The sequence below is a fragment of the Mesorhizobium sp. WSM4833 genome, from assembly GCF_055811095.1.
On record NZ_JBVVQG010000006.1, the window covers coordinates 112,739 to 133,024 of the forward strand.

The 20,286-nt window shown below is 63.1% G+C and carries 17 protein-coding genes; 8 read left to right on the plus strand and 9 right to left on the minus strand.

The genetic code is table 11. The annotated features are described in order from the left end of the window. Window positions 1–39: 39 nt before the first annotated feature. Window positions 40–972 carry a lysylphosphatidylglycerol synthase domain-containing protein gene (locus tag AC0L2D_RS13555; protein ID WP_024505761.1) on the minus strand — a complete coding sequence of 311 codons (933 nt, stop codon included), beginning with the start codon at window positions 970–972 and terminating at the stop codon, window positions 40–42. A gap of 377 nt (window positions 973–1,349) precedes the next feature. On the opposite strand from AC0L2D_RS13555, the gene AC0L2D_RS13560 reads away from it, so the two are divergent. Continuing rightward, window positions 1,350–2,708: a Ppx/GppA phosphatase family protein gene (locus tag AC0L2D_RS13560; protein WP_473541325.1), complete on the plus strand. Its 1,359-nt coding sequence runs from the start codon at window positions 1,350–1,352 to the stop codon at window positions 2,706–2,708. 229 nt (window positions 2,709–2,937) lie between these two features. Continuing rightward, entirely contained in the window at window positions 2,938–3,681 is a 744-nt protein-coding gene (locus AC0L2D_RS13565; RefSeq protein ID WP_013532288.1) for an RlmE family RNA methyltransferase, read from the plus strand. Window positions 3,682–3,785: 104 nt separating this feature from the next. On the opposite strand, the gene AC0L2D_RS13570 is transcribed toward AC0L2D_RS13565, so the two are convergent. After that, a complete protein-coding gene (locus AC0L2D_RS13570; protein WP_473541327.1) occupies window positions 3,786–5,204 on the minus strand; it encodes a DHA2 family efflux MFS transporter permease subunit in 1,419 nt (472 codons plus the stop codon). Window positions 5,205–5,511: 307 nt separating this feature from the next. On the opposite strand from AC0L2D_RS13570, the gene guaB reads away from it, so the two are divergent. From guaB to AC0L2D_RS13585, 3 genes are read left to right on the plus strand one after another with little or no spacing between them, the layout of a single operon-like run. Continuing rightward, a complete protein-coding gene (gene guaB / locus AC0L2D_RS13575; protein ID WP_473541328.1) occupies window positions 5,512–7,014 on the plus strand; it encodes an IMP dehydrogenase in 1,503 nt (500 codons plus the stop codon). Beyond that, entirely contained in the window at window positions 6,965–7,588 is a 624-nt protein-coding gene (locus tag AC0L2D_RS13580) for a hypothetical protein (RefSeq protein ID WP_275954715.1), read from the plus strand. Before guaB ends, AC0L2D_RS13580 begins: the two co-directional genes overlap by 50 nt. Window positions 7,589–7,625: 37 nt before the next feature. Then, the gene (locus tag AC0L2D_RS13585) at window positions 7,626–8,045 is read left to right on the plus strand and encodes an MAPEG family protein (protein ID WP_473541329.1); all 420 of its coding nucleotides are present in this window, start codon (window positions 7,626–7,628) and stop codon (window positions 8,043–8,045) included. A 53-nt stretch (window positions 8,046–8,098) separates the two neighbouring features. On the opposite strand, the gene rnd is transcribed toward AC0L2D_RS13585, so the two are convergent. From rnd to AC0L2D_RS13600, 3 genes are all read right to left on the minus strand, one after another. After that, entirely contained in the window at window positions 8,099–9,250 is a 1,152-nt protein-coding gene (gene rnd, locus AC0L2D_RS13590; RefSeq protein ID WP_127369637.1) for a ribonuclease D, read from the minus strand. A 75-nt stretch (window positions 9,251–9,325) separates the two neighbouring features. Continuing rightward, window positions 9,326–10,570, minus strand: a complete 1,245-nt coding sequence (locus AC0L2D_RS13595; RefSeq protein ID WP_473541330.1) for an MFS transporter — start codon at window positions 10,568–10,570, stop codon at window positions 9,326–9,328. A 72-nt stretch (window positions 10,571–10,642) separates the two neighbouring features. Next, complete coding sequence (locus AC0L2D_RS13600; RefSeq protein ID WP_024504702.1) at window positions 10,643–11,011, minus strand: hypothetical protein; 369 nt, start codon at window positions 11,009–11,011, stop codon at window positions 10,643–10,645. Window positions 11,012–11,205: 194 nt separating this feature from the next. Here AC0L2D_RS13600 and aspS point away from each other — a divergent pair, with 194 nt between their 5' ends. Continuing rightward, entirely contained in the window at window positions 11,206–12,996 is a 1,791-nt protein-coding gene (gene aspS, locus AC0L2D_RS13605; protein ID WP_164920061.1) for an aspartate--tRNA ligase, read from the plus strand. 116 nt (window positions 12,997–13,112) lie between these two features. Here the strand turns inward: aspS and AC0L2D_RS13610 are convergent, their stop codons facing one another. Continuing rightward, entirely contained in the window at window positions 13,113–14,303 is a 1,191-nt protein-coding gene (locus tag AC0L2D_RS13610; RefSeq protein ID WP_064995458.1) for a hypothetical protein, read from the minus strand. Between the two features lie 103 nt (window positions 14,304–14,406). Beyond that, window positions 14,407–14,676, minus strand: a complete 270-nt coding sequence (locus tag AC0L2D_RS13615) for a hypothetical protein (RefSeq protein ID WP_127423385.1) — start codon at window positions 14,674–14,676, stop codon at window positions 14,407–14,409. On the opposite strand from AC0L2D_RS13615, the gene parC reads away from it, so the two are divergent. Both parC and AC0L2D_RS13625 read left to right on the plus strand, forming a co-directional pair. Continuing rightward, a complete protein-coding gene (gene parC, locus AC0L2D_RS13620; RefSeq protein ID WP_024504699.1) occupies window positions 14,632–16,884 on the plus strand; it encodes a DNA topoisomerase IV subunit A in 2,253 nt (750 codons plus the stop codon). The two genes, AC0L2D_RS13615 and parC, sit on opposite strands and share 45 nt — an antisense overlap. A 271-nt stretch (window positions 16,885–17,155) precedes the next feature. Further along, complete coding sequence (locus AC0L2D_RS13625; protein WP_027162439.1) at window positions 17,156–18,370, plus strand: AI-2E family transporter; 1,215 nt, start codon at window positions 17,156–17,158, stop codon at window positions 18,368–18,370. Window positions 18,371–18,405: 35 nt separating this feature from the next. Here AC0L2D_RS13625 and AC0L2D_RS13630 read toward each other — a convergent pair whose 3' ends face one another. Both AC0L2D_RS13630 and AC0L2D_RS13635 read right to left on the minus strand, forming a co-directional pair. After that, complete coding sequence (locus tag AC0L2D_RS13630) at window positions 18,406–19,302, minus strand: DMT family transporter (RefSeq protein WP_473541331.1); 897 nt, start codon at window positions 19,300–19,302, stop codon at window positions 18,406–18,408. Between the two features lie 128 nt (window positions 19,303–19,430). Beyond that, on the minus strand, window positions 19,431–20,195 hold the full coding sequence (locus AC0L2D_RS13635) for an arginyltransferase (protein WP_013532274.1): 765 nt from the start codon (window positions 20,193–20,195) through the stop codon (window positions 19,431–19,433). Between the last annotated feature and the right edge of the window lie 91 nt (window positions 20,196–20,286).

Below are 20,286 nucleotides of genomic sequence, written 5' to 3' on the forward strand. Positions count from 1 at the left end.
TCAGATGCCGGCGCGCGGCGCCTAGTCCAATTCCAGCCTTCAAGGCTCCGTCCGGCTGAACTGCGAGCGTTCGAAGAACAACACCACGCCCAGGCCCAGAATCAGCGGGACGATCAGGTAGAACAGCCGGAACACCAGCAGCGCCGCCAGCACGCCGACCGGATCCATGTCCGACAGGCCGGCGAGGAACACCACCTCGAACACGCCGAGTCCGCCCGGCGCATGCGAGATCTGCGCGATCGAGAAGGAGACGAGGAAGACGCCCAGTATGACGAAGTAGCCGGGATTGTGGGCCGCGGGCAGGGCGAAGAAGATGATCGCGGCGGCGGCCAGCAGTTCGATCGGGCCGATCAGCAACTGCCGGGCGACGATCGGCAGCGCCGGATAATGCAGCTGAAAGCTGGCGATCTTCAGCGGGCGCAGATGCAGCCAGCTGCCGAAGACATAGGCGGCGACGAGCAGCAGCATCGCGATACCGGCCGCTTCGGACAGGCCATGATGGGCGATGCCGGAAAATCGGTCGAGTATCTCAGGCTCGAACACCAGAACGAGGCCCGAGGCCAAAATCGTCGACAGCACGAAGGTGATCCAGCAGACCGCCACCAGCACGCCGACATCCTGTCCGGTCAGGCCCCTGGTACCGTAGGCGCGGTAGCGGATGACGGCGCCCGAGAACACCGAACCGCCAATGTTGTGCGACAGCGCATAGGTGGTGAAGGAGCACAGCGTGACGAACAGCCACGACACGCGCTTGCCGATATGCAGAAGCGCGATGTGATCGTAGCCGGCGAGCGAGGCATAGGCGATGATCGAACTCAGCGCGGCAAGGATCCAGCCGCGGGTCGGAATGGCCGTGATACCGTCCCATACATCGTCGAGCGAAACGCCGCGCAGTTCGTGCCAGAGCAGCAGCAGCGAGAAGATCACCGCCGCGATACCGACGACCGGCCAGAAATAGCGTCTCCAGTTCATTGCCTGACTGCCATGCGTTGCGGGGTCCGCTTCCTTTTTTCGTGGCTGGTGGGAGGCCGGCTTTGCCGGATTCTTCCGCTCATTTCAGAAATGCCTCATCGAAGCCGGCTATTCAACCGCGAACCCTTGTCGCAGCGGCGGCCGGCAAGATTTGTCCGTGGGGCGACCGAAGAGATGCCGGCAGGCGTTGCGCCGGCAACTGCGGCGTACGGATTCATCTCACGGTCGCACCGGAACGGCGGTCAGCGGCCTGCCGGTAAAATTCGGCATGCGGCTCTTGGTGATCGGGCACGGCGCTGTTAGTCTGGCGACAACTTAAAACACTGAAGCGCCTGCTGCGTCCATCATAGGTTCGCGCGGCGCCGGAAGGAACGACAGTGGAAGACCACGATACCGGCGCCGGCGCGCCGGAGGTGGGCGTGTCCAGCGCTTCCCAGCGGTCGGCTGACCCGGGGAACGCAAGCTGGCAGCAACGCCGCCCGACGGAGCTCCGCTCCGCAGACGGGCAGGCGGGCGACGCACCCCACAAAGGCAAGCCCAAGAAGCGGCGCAAGCGAAGGCGCGGGCGCAAGGTTTTTGCGCGCGAGGAAGCGCGTCCCGCGGAGAATCGATCGCCGGCGCCAGGCAAAACCGGTGCCCCGGCGGCGGAGGCCCACAGACCGGCGGAAGCGGTGATCTCGCCCGCCGCTCTTGTGCCGCGGCCGGAACAAGGCGCCCGTCGGCCGCCGGTCCATGAGCTTCCGGTGTTTGCGGCGCTTGACCTCGGCACCAACAATTGCCGGCTGTTGGTCGCCGTGCCGACGCGGCATGGCCAGTTCCGCGTCATCGACGCCTTTTCGCGCATCGTCCGGCTGGGCGAGGGGCTCACCGCCAATGGCCGGCTCGGCCAGCCGGCGATGGACCGCGCGGTCGAGGCGCTGAAAATCTGCGGCGACAAATTGCGCAACCGCAAGATCAGAAAAGCCCGGCTGATCGCCACCGAGGCCTGCCGCACGGCCGAAAACGGCGTCGAATTCATCGACCGCGTCGAACGCGAGGCCGGCCTGAAGCTCGAGATCATCGACCGCCAGACCGAGGCGCGGCTGGCGGTGTCCGGCTGCGGCTCGCTGGTCGAGCGCGACACCCAAGGCGTCGTGCTGTTCGATATTGGCGGCGGTTCGTCGGAAATCGCGCTCATCGATCTCGCCGGCCGCCGTTCGCCGAGGTTGGCCAATCATATCGTGTCGTGGACGTCGCTGCCGGTCGGCGTCGTCTCGCTGGCCGAGCGCTTTGGCGGCCGCACGGTGACGCGCGAGATCTTCGCCGCCATGGTCGATGACGTTGCCGGCCGGCTGGCCAGCTTCGACGGTCGCGATCGGCTGAGCCATCTCAAGGCCAGCCCGAATTTCCATCTGCTGGGCACGTCCGGAACGGTGACGACGCTGGCCGGTGTCCACCTTGAACTCGAGCGCTACGATCGCCGCCGTGTCGACGGGCTGTGGATGGACCGCGACAGCGTCGATCGCATGGTCGAAAGACTGGTTGGCTGGGATTTCCAGCAGCGCTGCGCCAACCCTTGCATCGGTGCCGATCGCGCCGATCTGGTACTGGCCGGCTGTGCTATCCTCGAAGCGATCCGCGCCGTATGGCCGTCCGAGCGGCTGCGCGTCGCCGATCGTGGCCTGCGGGAAGGTATTTTGAGCGAACTGATGGCCGATGATGGCGTCTGGCGCAACGATGGGCGTGGCAGAGCGTGAACAGTCGACCCCCACTCCGTCGAGCTTCGCTCGACACCTCTCCCCCGATCGACGGGGGAGAGGAAAGGCGTGAACTTATGCAGGCTGGCTCCCTTCCTCTCCCTCCGGAGGGGGGAGAGGTGGCTCGGCGAAGCCGAGACGGAGTGGGGGAAGCCGTTCACGAAACGCGCAGACGTCGAAAAATGAACACAACTCGACGAGCGAGAAAACCCGGACCAGAAATCAGGCAATGACCAAGAAACCGGAAAAACCAGGATCCGCCAGCATTCGCGTGCTGAAGACGCGGATCAAGAAGAAGAGCGGGCTGAAGGAATCGTCGCGCCGCTGGCTGCAGCGCCACATCAACGATCCCTATGTCCAGCGCTCCAAGGCCGACGGCTATCGCTCACGCGCGGCCTATAAGCTGATCGAGATCGACGACAAGCATCATCTGTTGAAACCCGGCATGAAGGTGATCGATCTCGGTGCCGCCCCCGGCGGCTGGTGCCAGGTCGCCGCCGCGCGGACGAAATCGACGGCCGACAAGCCGCATGTCATCGGCATCGATTATCTCGAAATGGACGCCGTGCCCGGCGCACCGGTGCTGCTGATGGATTTCCTCGATCCGCAGGCGCCGCAGAAGCTGGCCGAGGCGCTGGGTGGGGATCCCGATATCGTGTTGTCCGACATGGCGGCACCGACCACCGGCCACAAGCGGACCGACCATATCCGCACCATGCATCTGTGCGAGGTGGCGGCCGATTTCGCGCTCTCCGTCCTGAAACCGGGCGGGCATTTCCTCGCCAAGACTTTCCAGGGCGGCGCCGAAAACGAACTGCTCTCCATGCTCAAGAAGAATTTCCGCTCGGTCCATCACGTCAAGCCGCCGGCGTCGCGGGATGAATCGGTCGAGCTTTATTTGCTGGCCAAGGATTTCAAAGGGCGAGATCTTCCTTCTCCCCTGGGAGAAGGTGTCGCCGAAGGCGACGGATGAGCTCCAGGGAGCGCCAACGTTTCACTCCGCTGGAACACCCCTCATCGGTCTCGGCGCTTTCGCGCCGATCCACCTTCTCCCACAGGGGAGAAGGCAAGAGGGAACTACTTCCCCGCCGTGCTCGTTTCCAGCGTCTTGGGTGTGGTCAGGCGGCCGTGGCCGGAGATGGCGTTGCCGGCATCGGGCGCCAGCCGCATGAACGACAGCGACGCGGCGGCCGAAATCGCCGCGACGACGAAAAACGCGGTGTGGAAATCCGCCAGCGTCAGTGACCGGTCGTGCAGGCTTGTGGACACTTCCAGGATTCCGCCGGCCAGCGCCACGCCGAGCGCGACCGACAACTGCTGGAACACCGCCGTGATCGGTGTCGCCTTGCTGGTGTCTTCAGCCGAAACCTCGGCATAGGCGAGCGCATTGACGCCGGTGAAGAACATCGAGCGGATGAAGCCGCCGACGAGCAGCATGGCCAGCATCAAGAGATAGGGTGTGTCGGGTGTGAACAGGCCGTTGATGGCGATCGAGGCGGCGGCGACCAGAGAACCGACAACCAGGACGCGGCGGAAGCCGGCGACGCGGAAGATCAGCGCGGTGACAAACTTCATCCCGATGGCGCCGATCGCCGAGACGAAGGTGATCATGCCGGACTGGAACGGCGTCAGCCCAAAACCGATCTGGAACATCAGCGGCAGCAGGAACGGCACGGCACCAATGCCGATGCGGAACAGTCCGCCGCCAAGCACCGAGGAGCGGAACACCTGGTTGCGGAACAATTCGAGCGCCAGCAAGGGATTTTTGGCGCGCCGCGCGTGCAGCAGATAGAGCGCGCCCGACAGCAGGCCGACCGCTACGGTGATAAGGCCGGTGGCCGGCGGCAAATAGGGCAGGCTCACCACCGACAGGCCGAAAACCACGCCGGATGCCGCCAGCCCGCTTAGCACGAAGCCGAGGAAATCGAGCGGCGGCGTCTCCATCGATTCGGTCTCCGGCAGGAAACGCGTCGCCAGCCAGATGCCGATCAGGCCGATCGGCACATTGATCAGGAAGATCCAGTGCCAGGTGAAGTAGGTGGTGATGAAGCCGCCGACCGGCGGCCCGACCAACGGTCCGACCAACGCCGGAACGGTTACCCAGGACATCGCCGCGACGAGTTCGCTTTTTGGTGTCGCGCGCACCAGCACCAGCCGCCCGACCGGTGTCATCATGGCGCCGCCAATGCCTTGCAGGAAGCGCGAGACCACAACGGCCGGCAGCGAACCGGAGAGCGCGCAGGCGATCGAGCCGACGATGAAGACGGCGATCGCGGCGCGAAAGATATTCTTGGCGCCGAAACGGTCGGCCATCCAGCCGCTGATCGGAATGAAGATCGCCAGCGAGACGAGATAGGCGGTCAGGGCCAGCTTGAGCGCGATCGGGCTGGTGTGGATGTCGACGGCGATCGCCGGCAGCGATGTCGCGATAACAGTCGAATCCATGTTTTCCATGAAAAGGGCGACCGCCAATATAAGCGGGATGGTGCGGTTCAAGGAACGCGTCCAGACTTGAATGTTGCGTTGCCGGTTGCATGTCGGCCCTGAGGCGGGCGGTTACCATGCCTTCGCCGGGATGTCGCATTAATTTGCTGTCACTTTTGTGCGACCGGCAACCACAGGTGGCATCCCTTCGCCGGAAAGTCACCTTTCCGGGAGCGTGAAATCATCCGCTTTTCATCGGTGCTTGGACGTGGTACCAGCCAGCGCCAATCCTGAAAGGGAAGAAACGAGTCGGCGCTGTCCATTCCGGTCCAGCGCTTTTTTGTATTCCCCCACCGTTTTTATGTTCAAGGGACTGGCCATGGCAAAAATCATCGAAACGTCCACCGGCGCATTGGCGCTGACCTTTGACGACGTGCTGCTGCAGCCGGGTCATTCCGAGGTCATGCCCGGCGAAACCGATGTCCGCACCCGCATCGCCGGCGACATCGACCTGAATGTGCCGATCCTGTCGGCGGCGATGGACACCGTCACCGAGGCGCGGCTTGCCATAGCCATGGCCCAGGCCGGCGGCATTGGCGTCATCCACCGCAATTTCTCGCCGGCCGAACAGGCCGAGCAGGTGCGGCAGGTCAAGAAATTCGAATCCGGCATGGTGGTCAATCCCGTCACCATCGGCCCCGACGCGACGCTCGCCGACGCGCTGGGCCTGATGCGCAGCTATTCGATCTCGGGCATTCCGGTGGTCGAGAACGGCGGCAGCGGCGGCCACAAGATCGGCCGGCTGATCGGCATCCTGACCAATCGCGACGTGCGCTTTGCGTCCGATCCGGCGCAGAAGGTCCATGAACTGATGACCCGTGACAACCTGATCACGGTCAAGGAGAACGTCGACCAGGACGAGGCCAAGCGCCTCCTGCACCAGCACAGGATCGAAAAGCTGGTGGTCGTCGACAGGCAGGGCAATTGCGTCGGACTGATCACCGTCAAGGATATCGAGAAGTCGCAGCTCAATCCGCACGCCACCAAGGACGCACAGGGCCGCCTGCGCGCCGCCGCCGCCACCAGCGTCGGCGATGACGGTTTCGAGCGCGCCGAACGCCTCATCGATGCCGGCGTCGACCTTCTGGTGATCGACACCGCGCATGGCCACTCGCAGCGCGTGCTCGACGCCGTCACGCGGGCGAAAAAACTATCCAACTCCGTCCGCATCCTGGCTGGCAATGTCGCCACCGCCGCGGGCACGCAGGCGCTGATCGACGCCGGCGCCGACGCCGTCAAGGTCGGCATCGGCCCGGGTTCCATCTGCACCACCCGCATCGTTGCCGGCGTCGGCGTGCCGCAGCTCTCAGCCATCATGTCGGCGGTCGAGACGGCGCACAAATCCGGCGTCTCGGTGATCGCCGATGGCGGCATCAAATATTCCGGCGATCTGGCCAAGGCGCTCGCCGCAGGCGCCAGTGCGGCCATGATCGGCTCGCTGCTGGCCGGAACCGACGAAAGCCCGGGCGAGGTCTATCTGCACCAGGGCCGCTCCTTCAAGGCCTATCGCGGCATGGGCTCGGTCGGCGCCATGGCCCGCGGCTCCGCCGATCGCTACTTCCAGGCCGAGGTGCGCGACACGCTGAAACTGGTCCCGGAAGGCATCGAAGGGCAGGTTCCCTACAAAGGACCTGTGTCTGGCGTGCTGCACCAGCTTGCGGGCGGCTTGAAAGCCGCTATGGGTTATGTTGGTGGCTGCGATCTTGCCGATTTCCGCGAGCGCGCCACCTTTGTGCGCATATCCAATGCCGGACTTCGTGAAAGCCACGCCCATGACGTCACGATTACCCGCGAAAGCCCGAACTATCCCGGCGGAGCCTGACCAGTACGGGCTCGGGCGGAGCCTGACGGCAACGATCCTGCGGCTGCCGCGCCACGCAGGCGCACTCTGTTTCCTGTCGGCGGTCGTTTTCATCGCCATGACGGGTATGGAATTCCTCTACTTCCGCCAGTTGAGCGGCGGCTTGCCATCACTCGACATGCGTATTTTCGGTTTCACTCCGGACGAAGGCATGGCCTGGCTGACGGCACTCGGCCGGCGCGGCGGCGAGATCATTCTCGTCTGGCACTATCTGACCTTCGATCTGTTGTTCCCGGCGCTGCTGTCAGTGACGCTGGTCAGCCTGATCCTGGCCACCGGCCGGCGATTGAAGGCTTTCCGCGTGCAGCCGGTGCAGCTGCAGTCGATCTTCGCGCTGGTCCTGGTGCTGCCCTACACGCTTGCCGACTACGCCCAGAACATCGCGGTAGCGCGGCTTCTGTCCGATTTCCTGTCGGCGAATCCGGACTCGCTGTCTTTGGCTTCGGCGCTCACCGTCACCAAATTCGCGCTTTTCGCCATCCCGGTGATCGTCATTGCCGCCTTCTGGCTGGCAGGCCAGAAACGCCTGGCCTGATGCCGCGCGCAAAGCTCAGCCGGGTAGGGGAAACTTCGTGAACCAGACCACGATCTTCTGGCCTGTTCTGGCGCACGTGCTGCTGATCTACATTGTCTACTGCGTCCTGGGTCGCCGCAGATACGGCGCAATCAGGTCAGGCGAGGCGAAGCCCGGTCATTTCAAGGTGCGTTCGACCGAGCCGGCCTCCAGCGTTACCGTTTCCGCCAATCTCACCAACCAGTTCGAGCTGCCGGTGCTGTTCTATGTGCTGTGCCTGGCGCTGCACCTGACCAACGGCGTCAACTATTTGACCCTGGCGCTGATGTGGATTTTCGTCGCATCGCGCTATTTCCACGCCTGGGTTCACCTGACCAGCAACAATCTGCTGCTGCGCAGCCGGTCATTCTTCGTCAGTGCGGTGATTCTCCTGCTGGGATGGATCTGGTTCGCGCTGCACCTGCTCGGCGTGATTTGAGCAGACAGTTCTGCCTTCTCCATTTGCTTGCGGGAGAAGGAAAGAACGCTCCTCTACAGGTCGAACACCGCAATCTTGCGCTTGTCGAACTTGATGCCGATCTCGCCGCGTACCAGCTTGAGCGCGGCCTCGCCGAACACCGCGCGCCGCCAGCCCTGCAGGGCCGGCACGTCGGCTTCCTCGCCCTCGGCGGCGATACGGTCGATGTCGTCGCTGGAGGCCAGCACCTTGGACGCGACGCCTTCCTTTTCGGCGACGATCCGCAGCAGCACCTTCAACAGTTCCGCCGCGGCGCTCGAGCCCTCGGGCGGCTGGAAACTCTTTGGCAGTTTCGGCATCTGCTCCTTGGGCAAGGCAAGGGCGGTGTTGACCGCGCCAAGCAGCGCCGTCGCCGTCGAGGAGCGTTCCCAGCCCTTCGGCGTCGTGCGCAGCTTGCCCAGGGCTGCCGCGTCGCGCGGCGCCTGCTGCGCCACCTCGTAGATCGCGTCGTCCTTGAGCACGCGGCCGCGCGGCACGTCGCGTTCGCGCGCCTCGCGCTCGCGCCACGCCGCAACGCCCTGCACGATCGCCAGTTCCTGCGGCTTGCGCAGCCGCATCTTCAGCCGCTTCCAGGCGTCCTCGGGATGCGGATCATAGGTTTCGCGGGAGGTAAGGACCTCCATTTCCTCGTTAAGCCAATGGGCGCGGTTTTCCCGCTCCAGTTCGGCGCTGAGGTGCTGATAGACCTCGATCAGATGGGTGACGTCGGCCAGCGCATAGTCGAGCTGCTTGTCGGAAAGCGGCCGGTGGCGCCAGTCGGTGAAGCGCGACGACTTGTCGAGCCGCGCCCCGGTGATGCGCTGCACGAGCTGGTCGTAGGATACGCTGTCGCCGAAGCCGCAGACCATTGCCGCCACTTGCGTGTCGAACACTGGATGCGGAACCAGATCGCCGAGATGGACGATGATTTCGATGTCCTGCCGCGCGGCGTGGAAGACTTTGACCACAGCTTCGTTGGCCATCAGCCTGAAGAACGGCTTCAGGTCGATATCGGGAGCCAGCGGATCGATCAGTGCCGTTACGCCAGGGGCGGCCATCTGGATCAGGCACAGGATCGGCCAAAACGTCGTTTCTCGAATGAATTCGGTGTCGACAGTGACGAAATCCGACTTTTCGAAAGCGGCGAGAACGGTCTCGAGTTCTTTCTGGGTGGTGATGACGTGCATCAAATCGCTTTTGGCAGGAGTAAGGTCTTCCTAGATTTCAGCCGCCGGGGCTTTCGTCAAGCTTTGGCACCGCCATCATGAGGTTCCCGGACCGTCGGAATCGCCGTTTCTCCTGGCCAGCCGCGCGAAAACCGTCGAAGTGCGCAGGAGCGCAATGAAGCGGCCGCGCCTGCCCGCCGGCACCCCGGACCGGGCCTGCATGCGGTAGAGGATGACGGCGATGAAGATCGCATAGACCACCGCGCTGAATACAAACAGGGCGCCCGGTCCGAAATATTGCATCGCCGTCGAGGCGGCGAACGGGCCACCAATCGCGCCGAAGGAATAGAACAGCATCAGCGCCGCGTTGATCAGCACGAACTCGCCCGTGTCGGCGCGGTCGTTGGAATGCGCCGCCGACAGCGAATAGAGCGGCATGGCGAAACAGCCGAAGATGAAGATGAAGATGAAGTTGAGCGCCGGATTGCTGCCGGCAATGAACACCAGCGCCAGTGCCGAAAGCATCGCGCAGCAGGTTGTGATCAACAGCACCCGGCGCCGGTCCCAGCGGTCGGAAAGGTAACCCAGCGGATACTGGATGATGGCGCCGCCGAAAATGCCGACGCTGACGAAGGTGACGACATCGGCGACCGACATGCCGATCTGCTCGGCATAGACAGGCGACAAGGTGCGAAAGGCGCTGTTGGTGACGCCGACGGCGATGCAGCCGAAGCAGCCCAGCGGCGAAATCCGCCAGACGCGCGCCAGGTCGAGCTTGACCTCCTCCGGCGGCGTCGGGTTGGAGCGGTCGCCGAGCGACACCGGCACCAGCGACAGCGTGATCATCATCGACATGATGGCGAAGATGGCGAAACCGCCGGCGCCGAAGATCGGGATCAGGAACTGGGCTGATGTCACCGAACCGATGTCGACCATCCGGTAGATCGCCAGCACGCGTGCCCGGTCGTGATTGCTGACGCCGGAATTCAGCCAGCTTTCGACGATGGTGAACAGCCCGGCGAAGCAGAAGCCGCCGGCAAGACGCACCGCGCACCACATCACCGGATCGATGACCAGCACCAGGAGCAAGGTGCCGACTGAGGCGATTGCCGCCAGCGCCGAAAATGCCCTGATATGGCCGACCGCCTTCATGATGCGGGTGATGGCCAGGCAGCCGAGCAGGAAGCCGGCGAAGTAGAAGGTGCCCATCAGGCCGATGTCGGAAGCGGAAAACCCTTCCTGCGCGCCGCGCAGCGCGATCAGCGTGCTCTGCAGCCCATTGCCGCCGAGCAGTATGCCTGCGGCGAGAAGAAGCGGGATCATCGGGCGGATGGAGGACATGAAGCAATCACGTGTCGGTGATCTCTTCTTGAACCATCGCCTTGACCAATACCAGCGGCAATTCCCGGCAAACTACAGCGAGGATATGTCCAACTCTTCGTGGAAGGTCCAAACGCTTATGAACGGGCCGTCGTTTAGGTTCTTGCTATAGATCGTCATGATCACCTGTTGCCGTTGATCGTCGCGCGGAGGCAACTGACCGGTGATGAGCCGGAAACCGTCGGGATCTACGCCAACAGCGAATTGCTGTTCCGGGTCGATACGATCGTAGTCGATTATGAGCCGCGATCCGTCGAACTGCTCCCGCATCGATTCGTCGTTCGGAAAGTCACCGTCGGAGAGGGCTTTGAACCGCGCCCAATCGTCTATGCGAGCCGCGTCAAGCAGGTTGACGATGCGGCTGCGCTCTTGAGGTGTCAGAAAGAGCTTCTGGTTTTGCATATCCTGATCTCATTTGCCGTAAACGTAGCGGTAGAGGATATCGCTATCCATTGTGCCGCCCAAGTTTACAACGGATGTCCTGTCGAAGCCGCTTGCCTTGACAAATCCGGCCTCCCATGCGCTTTTCGCGCAAATTTTGAGGCCGGGCTTGATGCTTGGCCTGCAACCCAGCACCCCGGACTTTATCAATGACAATGCACCGTTACCGCAGCCATACCTGTGCCCAGTTGAGGAAGAGCGACGTTGGCTCGACCGTTCGTCTGTCCGGCTGGGTGCATCGCGTGCGCGATCATGGCGGCCTGCTCTTCATCGACCTGCGCGACAATTACGGCCTGACCCAGATCGTCGCCGATCCGGATTCGCCGGCCTTCAAGGTCGCCGAGACCGTGCGTGGCGAGTGGGTCATCCGTGTCGACGGCGAGGTCAAGGCGCGCTTGCCCGAGACGACCAATGCCAATCTGCCGACCGGCGAGATCGAGATCTTCGCCCGCGAGATCGAGGTGCTGTCGGCGGCCAAGGAACTGCCGCTGCCGGTGTTCGGCGAGCCCGACTATCCCGAGGATATAAGGCTGAAGTACCGCTTCCTCGACCTGCGCCGCGAGACGCTGCACAAGAACATCATTGCGCGTACCAAAATCATCGCGGAAATGCGCAAGCGCATGGGCGAGGTCGGCTTCACCGAATTCTCGACGCCGATCCTCACCGCCTCGTCGCCGGAAGGCGCGCGCGACTTCCTGGTGCCGTCGCGCATCCATCCCGGCACCTTCTACGCGCTGCCGCAGGCGCCGCAGCAGTACAAGCAGCTGATCATGGTGTCGGGCTTCGACCGTTACTTCCAGATCGCGCCCTGCTTCCGCGACGAGGACCCGCGTGCCGATCGCCTGCCCGGCGAATTCTACCAGCTCGACCTCGAAATGAGCTTCGTCGAGCAGGACGACGTGCTGTCGACCATGGAACCTGTCATGCGCGGGGTCTTCGAGACCTTCGCCAACGGCAAACCGGTGACGCAGAACTTCCAGCGCATTCCCTATGATGTGGCCATGCGCAAATACGGCTCCGACAAGCCGGACCTGCGCAACCCGATCGAGATGCAGGCCGTCTCCGATCATTTTCGCGATTCCGGCTTCAAGGTGTTCGCCAATATCCTGGCCAATGACCCGAAGGCCGAAGTGTGGGGCATTCCCGCCAAGACCGGCGGCAGCCGCGCCTTCTGCGACCGCATGAATTCCTGGGCGCAGGGCGAGGGCCAGCCGGGGCTGGGCTATATCTTCTGGCGCAAGGAGGGCGACAAGCTCGAAGGCGCCGGTCCGCTCGCCAAGAACATCGGCGAGGAGCGCACCGAGGCGATCCGCCTTCAGCTCGGCCTTGCCGATGGCGACGCGGCCTTCTTCGTTGCCGGCGACCCGAAGAAGTTCGTCTCCTTCGCGGGGGCTGCGCGCACCCGTGCCGGCGAGGAGCTGAACCTTGTCGACCGCGAGCGTTTCGAGCTGTGCTGGATCGTCGACTTCCCGTTCTTCGAGTGGAACGAGGAAGAGAAGAAGATCGACTTCGCCCACAACCCGTTCTCGATGCCGCAAGGTGGCATCGATGCGCTGAATGGCGAGGACCTGCTCGGCATCAAGGCGTTCCAGTACGACATGGTCTGCAACGGTTTCGAGATCGCCTCAGGCGGTATCCGCAACCATCTGCCCGAAACCATGGTCAAGGCGTTCGAGACGGTAGGGCTGGACCGCGCCACGGTCGAGGAGCGCTTCGGCGGCCTCTATCGTGCCTTCCAGTATGGCGCACCACCGCATGGCGGCATGGCCGCCGGTGTCGACCGCGTCGTCATGCTGCTGCTCGGCGCCAAGAATCTGCGTGAGATCACCATGTTCCCGATGAACCAGCAGGCCTATGATCTGTTGATGAACGCACCGTCGGAAGCGAGCCCGCAGCAGCTTCGCGACCTGGCGCTGCGCGTTGCCGTGCCCAGGAAGGACGCCTGATCGCGCGCTTTGGGCGATGCTTTAAAGAACCGCCCGAACCGATTCTTTCGATTCGCTAATCCCAATGAAAAGCCCGGCATCGCTGCCGGGCTTTTCGCATACCGAGATCGCTTCGATCAGTCTTCGTTGGCCTTGACGGTGACACCGAGCGTCTTGGGCAGATCGAGCGGGTTGGACATGGCGCCCGCCATGATCAGCGCGAACGGCACGGATGCCGGCGGCTCGGCCGAGATTTCGAGGCTCTTCGGATCGTCGAGGAATTTGCTGACCGCGGCCGTAACCTGCGCAGTCAGTTCCGGATTGTTGAGCTGCGCCATGCCGAACGGCACGATCGCCTTGGCTTGGTTGGCGATGTCCTTGCCGGACATGCCTTGCTGCTTGCCGACATAGTCCAGAACCTTGTTGGTCAGCGAATCGTCGTCGAAGCGGATCGAGGCGCTGTTGAACGAAAGCTGCTGCAACAGGCCGAGCATGGCCATGCCTTGCGCCGAATTGTCGGCGCCTTCCGGCTGTGCCGCCATCTTCTTCTGCATTTCCTGCAGCGACTTGATGAAGTCCAGCGTGTAGCCGCCGAGATTGAAGGTCATGCCGAGCGTGCCGGCATTCTCGACCGAGATGTCGTATTTCGACAGTTCCATCTTGCCGTCCGTGGGCTGCCAGGTGCCGGCCATTTCGAGATTGCCCGCGATGTTCTGGTAGCCGAGCGCGTTGATGACTTCCTTGGACTTGGGATCGTCCACCAGCGTCAGGTCGGCATTGAATTTTTCGGTGGTTGCGGTGAATTCCATCGCCTTGCCGTCCGCCGGCGGCGTGATTTCGATGGCAAGCCCGTCCATCGAGAAGGCGGTCTTGTCGGCGACCTTGACGGTCATGTTCGAGAGTTCGGCGGACTTGTACATCATCAGCGAGCCCAGCGGGCCGGTGGCGCCGTCGGCCGGAACTGTCATGTCGTGGATGACGAAGGGGCTGAGGTCGAGGGTGACGCCGTCCTTGCTGTGTGTGAAGGCAGCCGTTGATACGGTGGCGATGTCATAGCCGCCATTTGCCTCGGTCACGCCTTCGAGTTTGACGTCGCCGATGGGAAGCGCTTCCTTCTCCGCCGCCGGTTTGATGGCAACGCCCTGCAGCACCATGCTGGTGTTGTCGCCGGTCACCCCGGTCCAGGTGATGTCGACACCTTGTGCGACAAGCGCTGCCTTCAGCCGGTCGGCCACTGCCGTATCCTGTGCGAGGGCCGCATTCAGCGGCAGCGTGAGCAAGAAGGTCGAAAAAGCCAGTTTCTTGAGAATTGAGCGTTTGATTGTCATCGCAAGGTCCCTGAGAGTGTCCTGAAATTGTTTTTTCAATTATTTGCGCCATCACCATTCCGTGACGAACTGGACCGGAAAAAGGCGTGTCCCGGCACATTGGTCAAAAATCGCGGTGAAAGGCAAACCCGATCCCACCGTCTTTGCGCAAACCGGTGAATTTGTCATGAAGAGCCGATAGCCGGATATCGTCGCGCTTGGCGATAGAGCCCGCATGTAACAGGCTGATGTTGGCCGACATCCGCTGGGGTATGGTTTCATGTTGCAGAAAGGCCGGTATCTCCGTCGGGCTCTTGCCGCGAATCACCCGCTCGGCTAGTCCGAGCCCATGGGAAAAAGGCTTTTGCCGCCTGAAAATGGCGGTGGCGATCACATCGAGCCGGTCGATCTGAAGAAGGCGCTGGAAGAGCGCTATCTGGCCTATGCGCTGTCGACCATCATGCACCGGGCGCTGCCCGACGTGCGCGACGGACTGAAGCCGGTCCATCGCCGCATCATGCACGCCATGCGCCTGCTGCGGCTCAACCCCGATCAGGGCTTTGCCAAATGCGCCCGCATCGTCGGCGAGGTGATGGGCAAGTTCCACCCGCATGGCGACCAGTCGATCTATGACGCGCTGGTGCGGTTGGCGCAGGATTTCTCGATGCGCTATCCGCTGGTCGACGGGCAGGGCAATTTCGGCAATATCGACGGCGATAACGCCGCCGCCATGCGCTACACCGAAGCGCGCATGACCGACGTGGCGACCGAATTGCTGTCCGGCATCACCGAGGATGCCGTCGACTATCGGCCGACCTACAATGAAGAAGACGAGGAGCCGGTGGTTTTGCCCGGCGCCTTTCCGAACCTGCTGGCCAACGGCTCGTCCGGCATCGCGGTGGGCATGGCGACATCGATCCCGCCCCACAACGCCGCCGAGCTTTGCGATGCCGCACTTCACCTGATCGAAAACCGGGACGCGCCGGTGGCGAAGCTGATGGACTTTGTCCAGGGGCCGGATTTCCCGACCGGCGGCATCATCGTCGACAGCCGCGCCTCGATCCTCGAAGCCTACGAAACCGGTCGCGGTGGCTTTCGCGTGCGCTCGAAGTGGTTCCAGGAGGACCAGGGCAGGGGCACCTGGAGCATCGTTGTCACCGAAATCCCGTACGGCGTGCAGAAGGCGCGGCTGATCGAGAAGATCGCCGAGCTGCTGATGGCGCGCAAGCTGCCGCTGCTCGAGGACATCAGGGACGAAAGCGCGGAGGACGTCCGCGTCGTGCTGGTGCCGAAGAGCCGTTCGGTCGACCCCGGCATCCTGATGGAATCGCTGTTCAAGCTGACCGAGCTCGAAAGCCGCTTCCCGCTCAACATGAATGTGCTGTCGCGCGGCAAGGTGCCCAACGTGCTGTCGCTGAAGGGCGTGCTGCAGGAGTGGCTCGAGCACCGCCGCGAGGTTTTGGTCCGCCGCTCGAAACATCGCCTCGGCGAAATTGAAAGACGGTTGGAGATACTTGCCGGCTACCTGATCGCCTACCTCAACATCGACGAGGTGATCAGGATCATCCGCGAGGAGGATGAGCCAAAGCAGGTCATGATGGCCCGCTGGTCGCTCACCGACACCCAGGCCGAAGCCATCCTCAACATGCGGCTGCGCGCTCTGCGCAAGCTTGAAGAATTCGAAATCCGCAAGGAATTCGACGGCCTGAGCGCGGAGAAAAAGCAGATCGAGGCACTGCTTGCTTCAAACGAGAAGCAGTGGGCGACGATCAAGTGGGAAGTCACCAACATCCGCGACAAGTTCGGTCCGGAGACCGAGCTCGGCAAGCGCCGCACCCAGTTCGCCGACGCGCCCGAGCATGATCTGACCGACATCGCCCATGCCATGATCGAGCGCGAGCCGGTCACCGTCGTCGTCTCGGAAAAGGGCTGGCTGCGGGCGATGAAGGGGCATCTGGCCGATCTCTCGACGCTGACCTTCAAAGAGGGCGACAGCCTCAAGCTCGCCTTCCATGCGCAGACCACTGACAAGGTGCTGGTCTTCACCACCGGGGGCAAGTTCTACACCATCGGCGCCGACCGGCTGCCTGGCGGGCGCGGCCATGGCGAGCCGATCCGCATCATCGTCGATATGGACAATGACCAGGACATCGTCACCGCCTTCGTTCACGATCCGAAGCGCAAGCTGCTGCTGGCCTCGCACGACGCCAACGGTTTTATCGTGCCGGAGGAGGAAGTCGTTGCCAACACCCGCAAGGGCAAGCAGGTGATGAACGTCAAGGCGCCGGACGAAGCCAAGCGCTGCATCCCGGTCACCGGCGACCATCTCGCCATCGTCGGCGAGAATCGCAAAATGCTGGTGTTCGCGCTCGCAGAGATTCCGGAGATGGGCCGCGGCAAGGGCGTGCGCCTGCAGAAATACAAGGATGGCGGCCTTCTCGATCTCAAGCCGTTCACCCTGGAGAGCGGCCTCTCCTGGCAGGATTCAGCCGACCGCACCTTCACAAGGTCGCGCGAGGAACTGGCTGAATGGATCGGCGCCCGTGCCTCGGCCGGACGCATGGTGCCGAAGGGATTCCCGAGGACGGGGAAATTTGGGTAGCGAGTGAAGCTGCCGATCCCCCCTCGTGGGGGAGATGCCCGGCAGGGAGAGGGGGGCGCTGTCCCGCCGACGGTCGAGTTCACAGATACTCGATTGGTTTGCGGCTCACGGTCCAAATCCAAGGCCGCGATCCTTCACGCCCCCTCTGTCCTGCCGGGCCTCCCCCACGAGGGGGGAGATTGGCAGCTTCACCATCTCATTTGGACTATCGTCACGATTGCTGCACTATATCAGTGCATAGACAGGAGGGGTGTTTGGGAGAGCCAGGCGTTTGAAGGAAGCAAGAATCCAGAAACCGGAACGGCAGCAGCGCCTCTTCGGCCTGTCGACGCCGCTCAGGGCAGCCGTCATCCCGCCGCTGTCGGCGGCACGCTGGCTGCTGGTGCTGATCGTTGCCGCCGGCGTCTATTTCTTCCACGGCTTCCTGTTTCCGGTGCTGGCGGCGCTCGTCATCGCTTTCGCCAGCTGGCCGCTCTACCGCCGCCTGCTTGTCGCGGTCGGCGGCAACCGCACCATCGCCGCGACCTTCGCCATCCTGTTCATCCTCGCCTTCCTGGTGATCCCGATCGCGCTCGCCGGCACCTATGCGATCAACGAAGTCCGCGAATGGGTCGCCTGGGCGATCGAGACCAACCGTCACGGCGCGGTGACGCCACACTGGATCGCCACCATGCCTGTCGTGGGCGAGTGGCTGAACGAGCAGTGGACGACCAATTTCGGCCATCCCGGCGGCATTGGTGAATTGATCCAGCTGGTCAGCGGCGCCAACATCGGCAGCATCTATCGCGGCGTGCTGGCCGCAGGCGGCAGTGCTTTCGGCCTGTTGTTGACGCTGCTGTTCATGATGATCGCGCTGTTCTTCGCCTATCGCGACGGCGAGCACTTTGCCGGCCAGGTCGACCGTCTCGGCGAGCGCATCCTGCCGACCAGATGGGAGCGGATTTCGCGCGTCGTGCCGGCGACGATCTCCTCGACCGTGACCGGCATGACCGTTATCGCCATCGGCGAAGGGCTGGTGCTGGGCATCGCCTACTGGCTGGCCGGCGTGCCGTCGCCGGTCACGCTTGGCGCCCTGACCGGCGTCATGGCGCTGATCCCCGGCGGCGCACCGCTGTCCTTCACGCTGGTCTCGATCTACCTCGCCGCCAGCGGCTCGCCGATGGCCGGGCTGGCACTGTTCCTCTGGGGTGCGGTCGAGCTGTTCATCGTCGACAAGACACTGCGTCCGAAGCTCGTCGGCGGACCGATCAAGCTGCCTTTCCTGCCGACCTTTTTCGGCCTCATCGGCGGCGTCAAGACCATGGGGTTTCTCGGCCTGTTCATCGGCCCGGTGCTGATGGCGCTGCTGGTCGCGATCTGGCGCGAATGGCTGCGCGAGGTGGAGTTGGCCGACGAGACGGCCGCCGATTCGGCGGCCGAAATCGAGGCCGGTCCGCAGATCGAGGTCTTGCCGGAATCCAATGCGGCGAAGAAAGCCAGCGCCTGATAACGACCGGCTTTGCGCCGTAAGCCGAATTGTCGCTAGACCGGGTGATGCACCGCGAAGTCGATCCGGCGCTTGCGCCCTTCATGCAGCTGCCAGAGCGAGTGTGCGACGAGCGTGACGATCAGGATTGCGCCGCCGATCAGGCTGTTGCGGGTCGGTGCCTCGGCAAAGATCATCCACACCCAGACCGGCGCCAGCACGGTTTCGAGCAGGTAGAACATCGCCACTTCCGGTCCTGAAATGTATTTCGGCCCGGCGGCAAGGCAGAAGAACGAGATCGGCATGATGATGGCGCCGTTGAAGACGATCCACCATGGCGCGTTCACATGAAAGCCTTCGCCTGACACCATGAAGACCGCCAGCGCGAGCGGCAGAAGGACGCCGACGAGCGAGGTGAATCCCATGTCCTTGCCGCTGGCGCGCGAGATGGTGATGGCCACCGCGATGAAGAAGGCCGAGCACAGCGCCATGAAATCGCCGAACAGCTTGCCGGTGCCGACCGAGCCGCCGACGATGACCAGCACGCCGAGGATCATGATCGCCATCGCCGCGATGGTCACCAGCCGTGGCCTTTCCCGCAAGAATATCCACGACAGCAAGCCCGCAAAGACGGTGTTGAAGGCCAGGATGAACACCAGGTCGGCGGTCGAGGTGTGGTAGACGGCGGTGACGAAGGTGATCCCGGTCAGCCCGTAGCACATCGCCACGATCAGGCCGGACCAGCCGGGGATCAGCGGCGGGGCGTTTCGGCTGAGTGCCCGCCAGACCGACCAGATGACCATGGCCGCGACGAAAGTTGTGCCGGTGCGCAGCAGCATGATCGTCCATGCGCCACCGTCGGCGAGGCGGATCAACGGTATGTCGACAGTCAGCGTGAGCCCGCCGATGGCGGTTATCAAAAGACCTTTCTGGTGATCGTGATGAGAGGACATGCAGGAACTTTCGCAATGAAATGCAGGCTGGCGGCCGGCCGGTGCAATGGCGCACTCTCTCCAGCCAACCGGCTGAAAGACCAGCATCCCCTGCCTTGAAACAGTTTAAAGGCGGACCTTGGAAAAGCTCAGCGTGAAACCGCTTCGTTGGTGTAGCGCTCCCAGCCCTTGGGGCCGAGATGCTCCTGCGGCATGAAGCGCATCTTATAATTCATCTTGCGCGAGCCGTTGACCCAGTAGCCGAGATAGACATGGGGCAGGCCCATCGCCCTGGCGCGGGCGATGTGGTCGAGGATCATGAACGTGCCGAGCGACCGCTCCTCGAAATCGGGATTGAAGTAGGAGTAGACCATCGACAGGCCGTCGGCCATCTTGTCGGTGAGCGCCACCGCGATCAGCTCGCCCTGTCCTTTGCCGGTGATGAACGTGTCGGGTCCACGCCGCCGATACTCGATCACCTTGGTGTCGACATGGGTATCCTCGACCATCATCGCATAGTCGAGCACCGTCATGTCGGACATGCCGCCACGGCGGTGGCGGGCGTCGAGATAGCTGCGGAACAGGGAATATTGTTCGGTCGAGGGCTCGGCATTGTGCATGTAGCCGACGAGATCGGAATTGTGCTGCAGCACGCGCTTCATGTTGCGGCTGGCGACGAATTCCTGGGCGAGGATGCGTACCGAAACGCAGGCGCGGCAGGTCTCGCAGGCCGGCCTGTAGGCGATGTTCTGCGAGCGCCGGAAGCCGCCTTGCGTCAAGAGGTCGTTCATCTCCGCCGCCTTGTCGCCAACCAGGTGCGTGAACACCTTGCGCTCGAACTGGCCGTCGAGATAGGGGCACGGCGACGGCGCGGTCAGGAAGAACTGCGGCGACTGGGTCGGATGTTGCGTCATCGAGCCTTGGAAACACTCCTTCGAATCGCTCTACCTTTGGCGCGGATGGCGAAAAATTCAACAGGATTATGTGGGCGCGGTCGACTCGACG

What these genes read in the sequence shown, in the direction of transcription:
- AC0L2D_RS13555 (WP_024505761.1), bottom strand. Translation starts at nt 972, where the DNA reads ATGAACTGGAGACGCTATTTCTGGCCGGTCGTCGGTATCGCGGCGGTG.
- AC0L2D_RS13565 (WP_013532288.1), top strand. Translation starts at nt 2,938, where the DNA reads ATGACCAAGAAACCGGAAAAACCAGGATCCGCCAGCATTCGCGTGCTG.
- guaB (WP_473541328.1), top strand. Translation starts at nt 5,512, where the DNA reads ATGGCAAAAATCATCGAAACGTCCACCGGCGCATTGGCGCTGACCTTT.
- AC0L2D_RS13580 (WP_275954715.1), top strand. Translation starts at nt 6,965, where the DNA reads ATGACGTCACGATTACCCGCGAAAGCCCGAACTATCCCGGCGGAGCCT.
- rnd (WP_127369637.1), bottom strand. Translation starts at nt 9,250, where the DNA reads ATGCACGTCATCACCACCCAGAAAGAACTCGAGACCGTTCTCGCCGCT.
- AC0L2D_RS13595 (WP_473541330.1), bottom strand. Translation starts at nt 10,570, where the DNA reads ATGTCCTCCATCCGCCCGATGATCCCGCTTCTTCTCGCCGCAGGCATA.
- AC0L2D_RS13600 (WP_024504702.1), bottom strand. Translation starts at nt 11,011, where the DNA reads ATGCAAAACCAGAAGCTCTTTCTGACACCTCAAGAGCGCAGCCGCATC.
- aspS (WP_164920061.1), top strand. Translation starts at nt 11,206, where the DNA reads ATGCACCGTTACCGCAGCCATACCTGTGCCCAGTTGAGGAAGAGCGAC.
- AC0L2D_RS13610 (WP_064995458.1), bottom strand. Translation starts at nt 14,303, where the DNA reads ATGACAATCAAACGCTCAATTCTCAAGAAACTGGCTTTTTCGACCTTC.
- parC (WP_024504699.1), top strand. Translation starts at nt 14,632, where the DNA reads ATGGGAAAAAGGCTTTTGCCGCCTGAAAATGGCGGTGGCGATCACATC.
- AC0L2D_RS13630 (WP_473541331.1), bottom strand. Translation starts at nt 19,302, where the DNA reads ATGTCCTCTCATCACGATCACCAGAAAGGTCTTTTGATAACCGCCATC.
- AC0L2D_RS13635 (WP_013532274.1), bottom strand. Translation starts at nt 20,195, where the DNA reads ATGACGCAACATCCGACCCAGTCGCCGCAGTTCTTCCTGACCGCGCCG.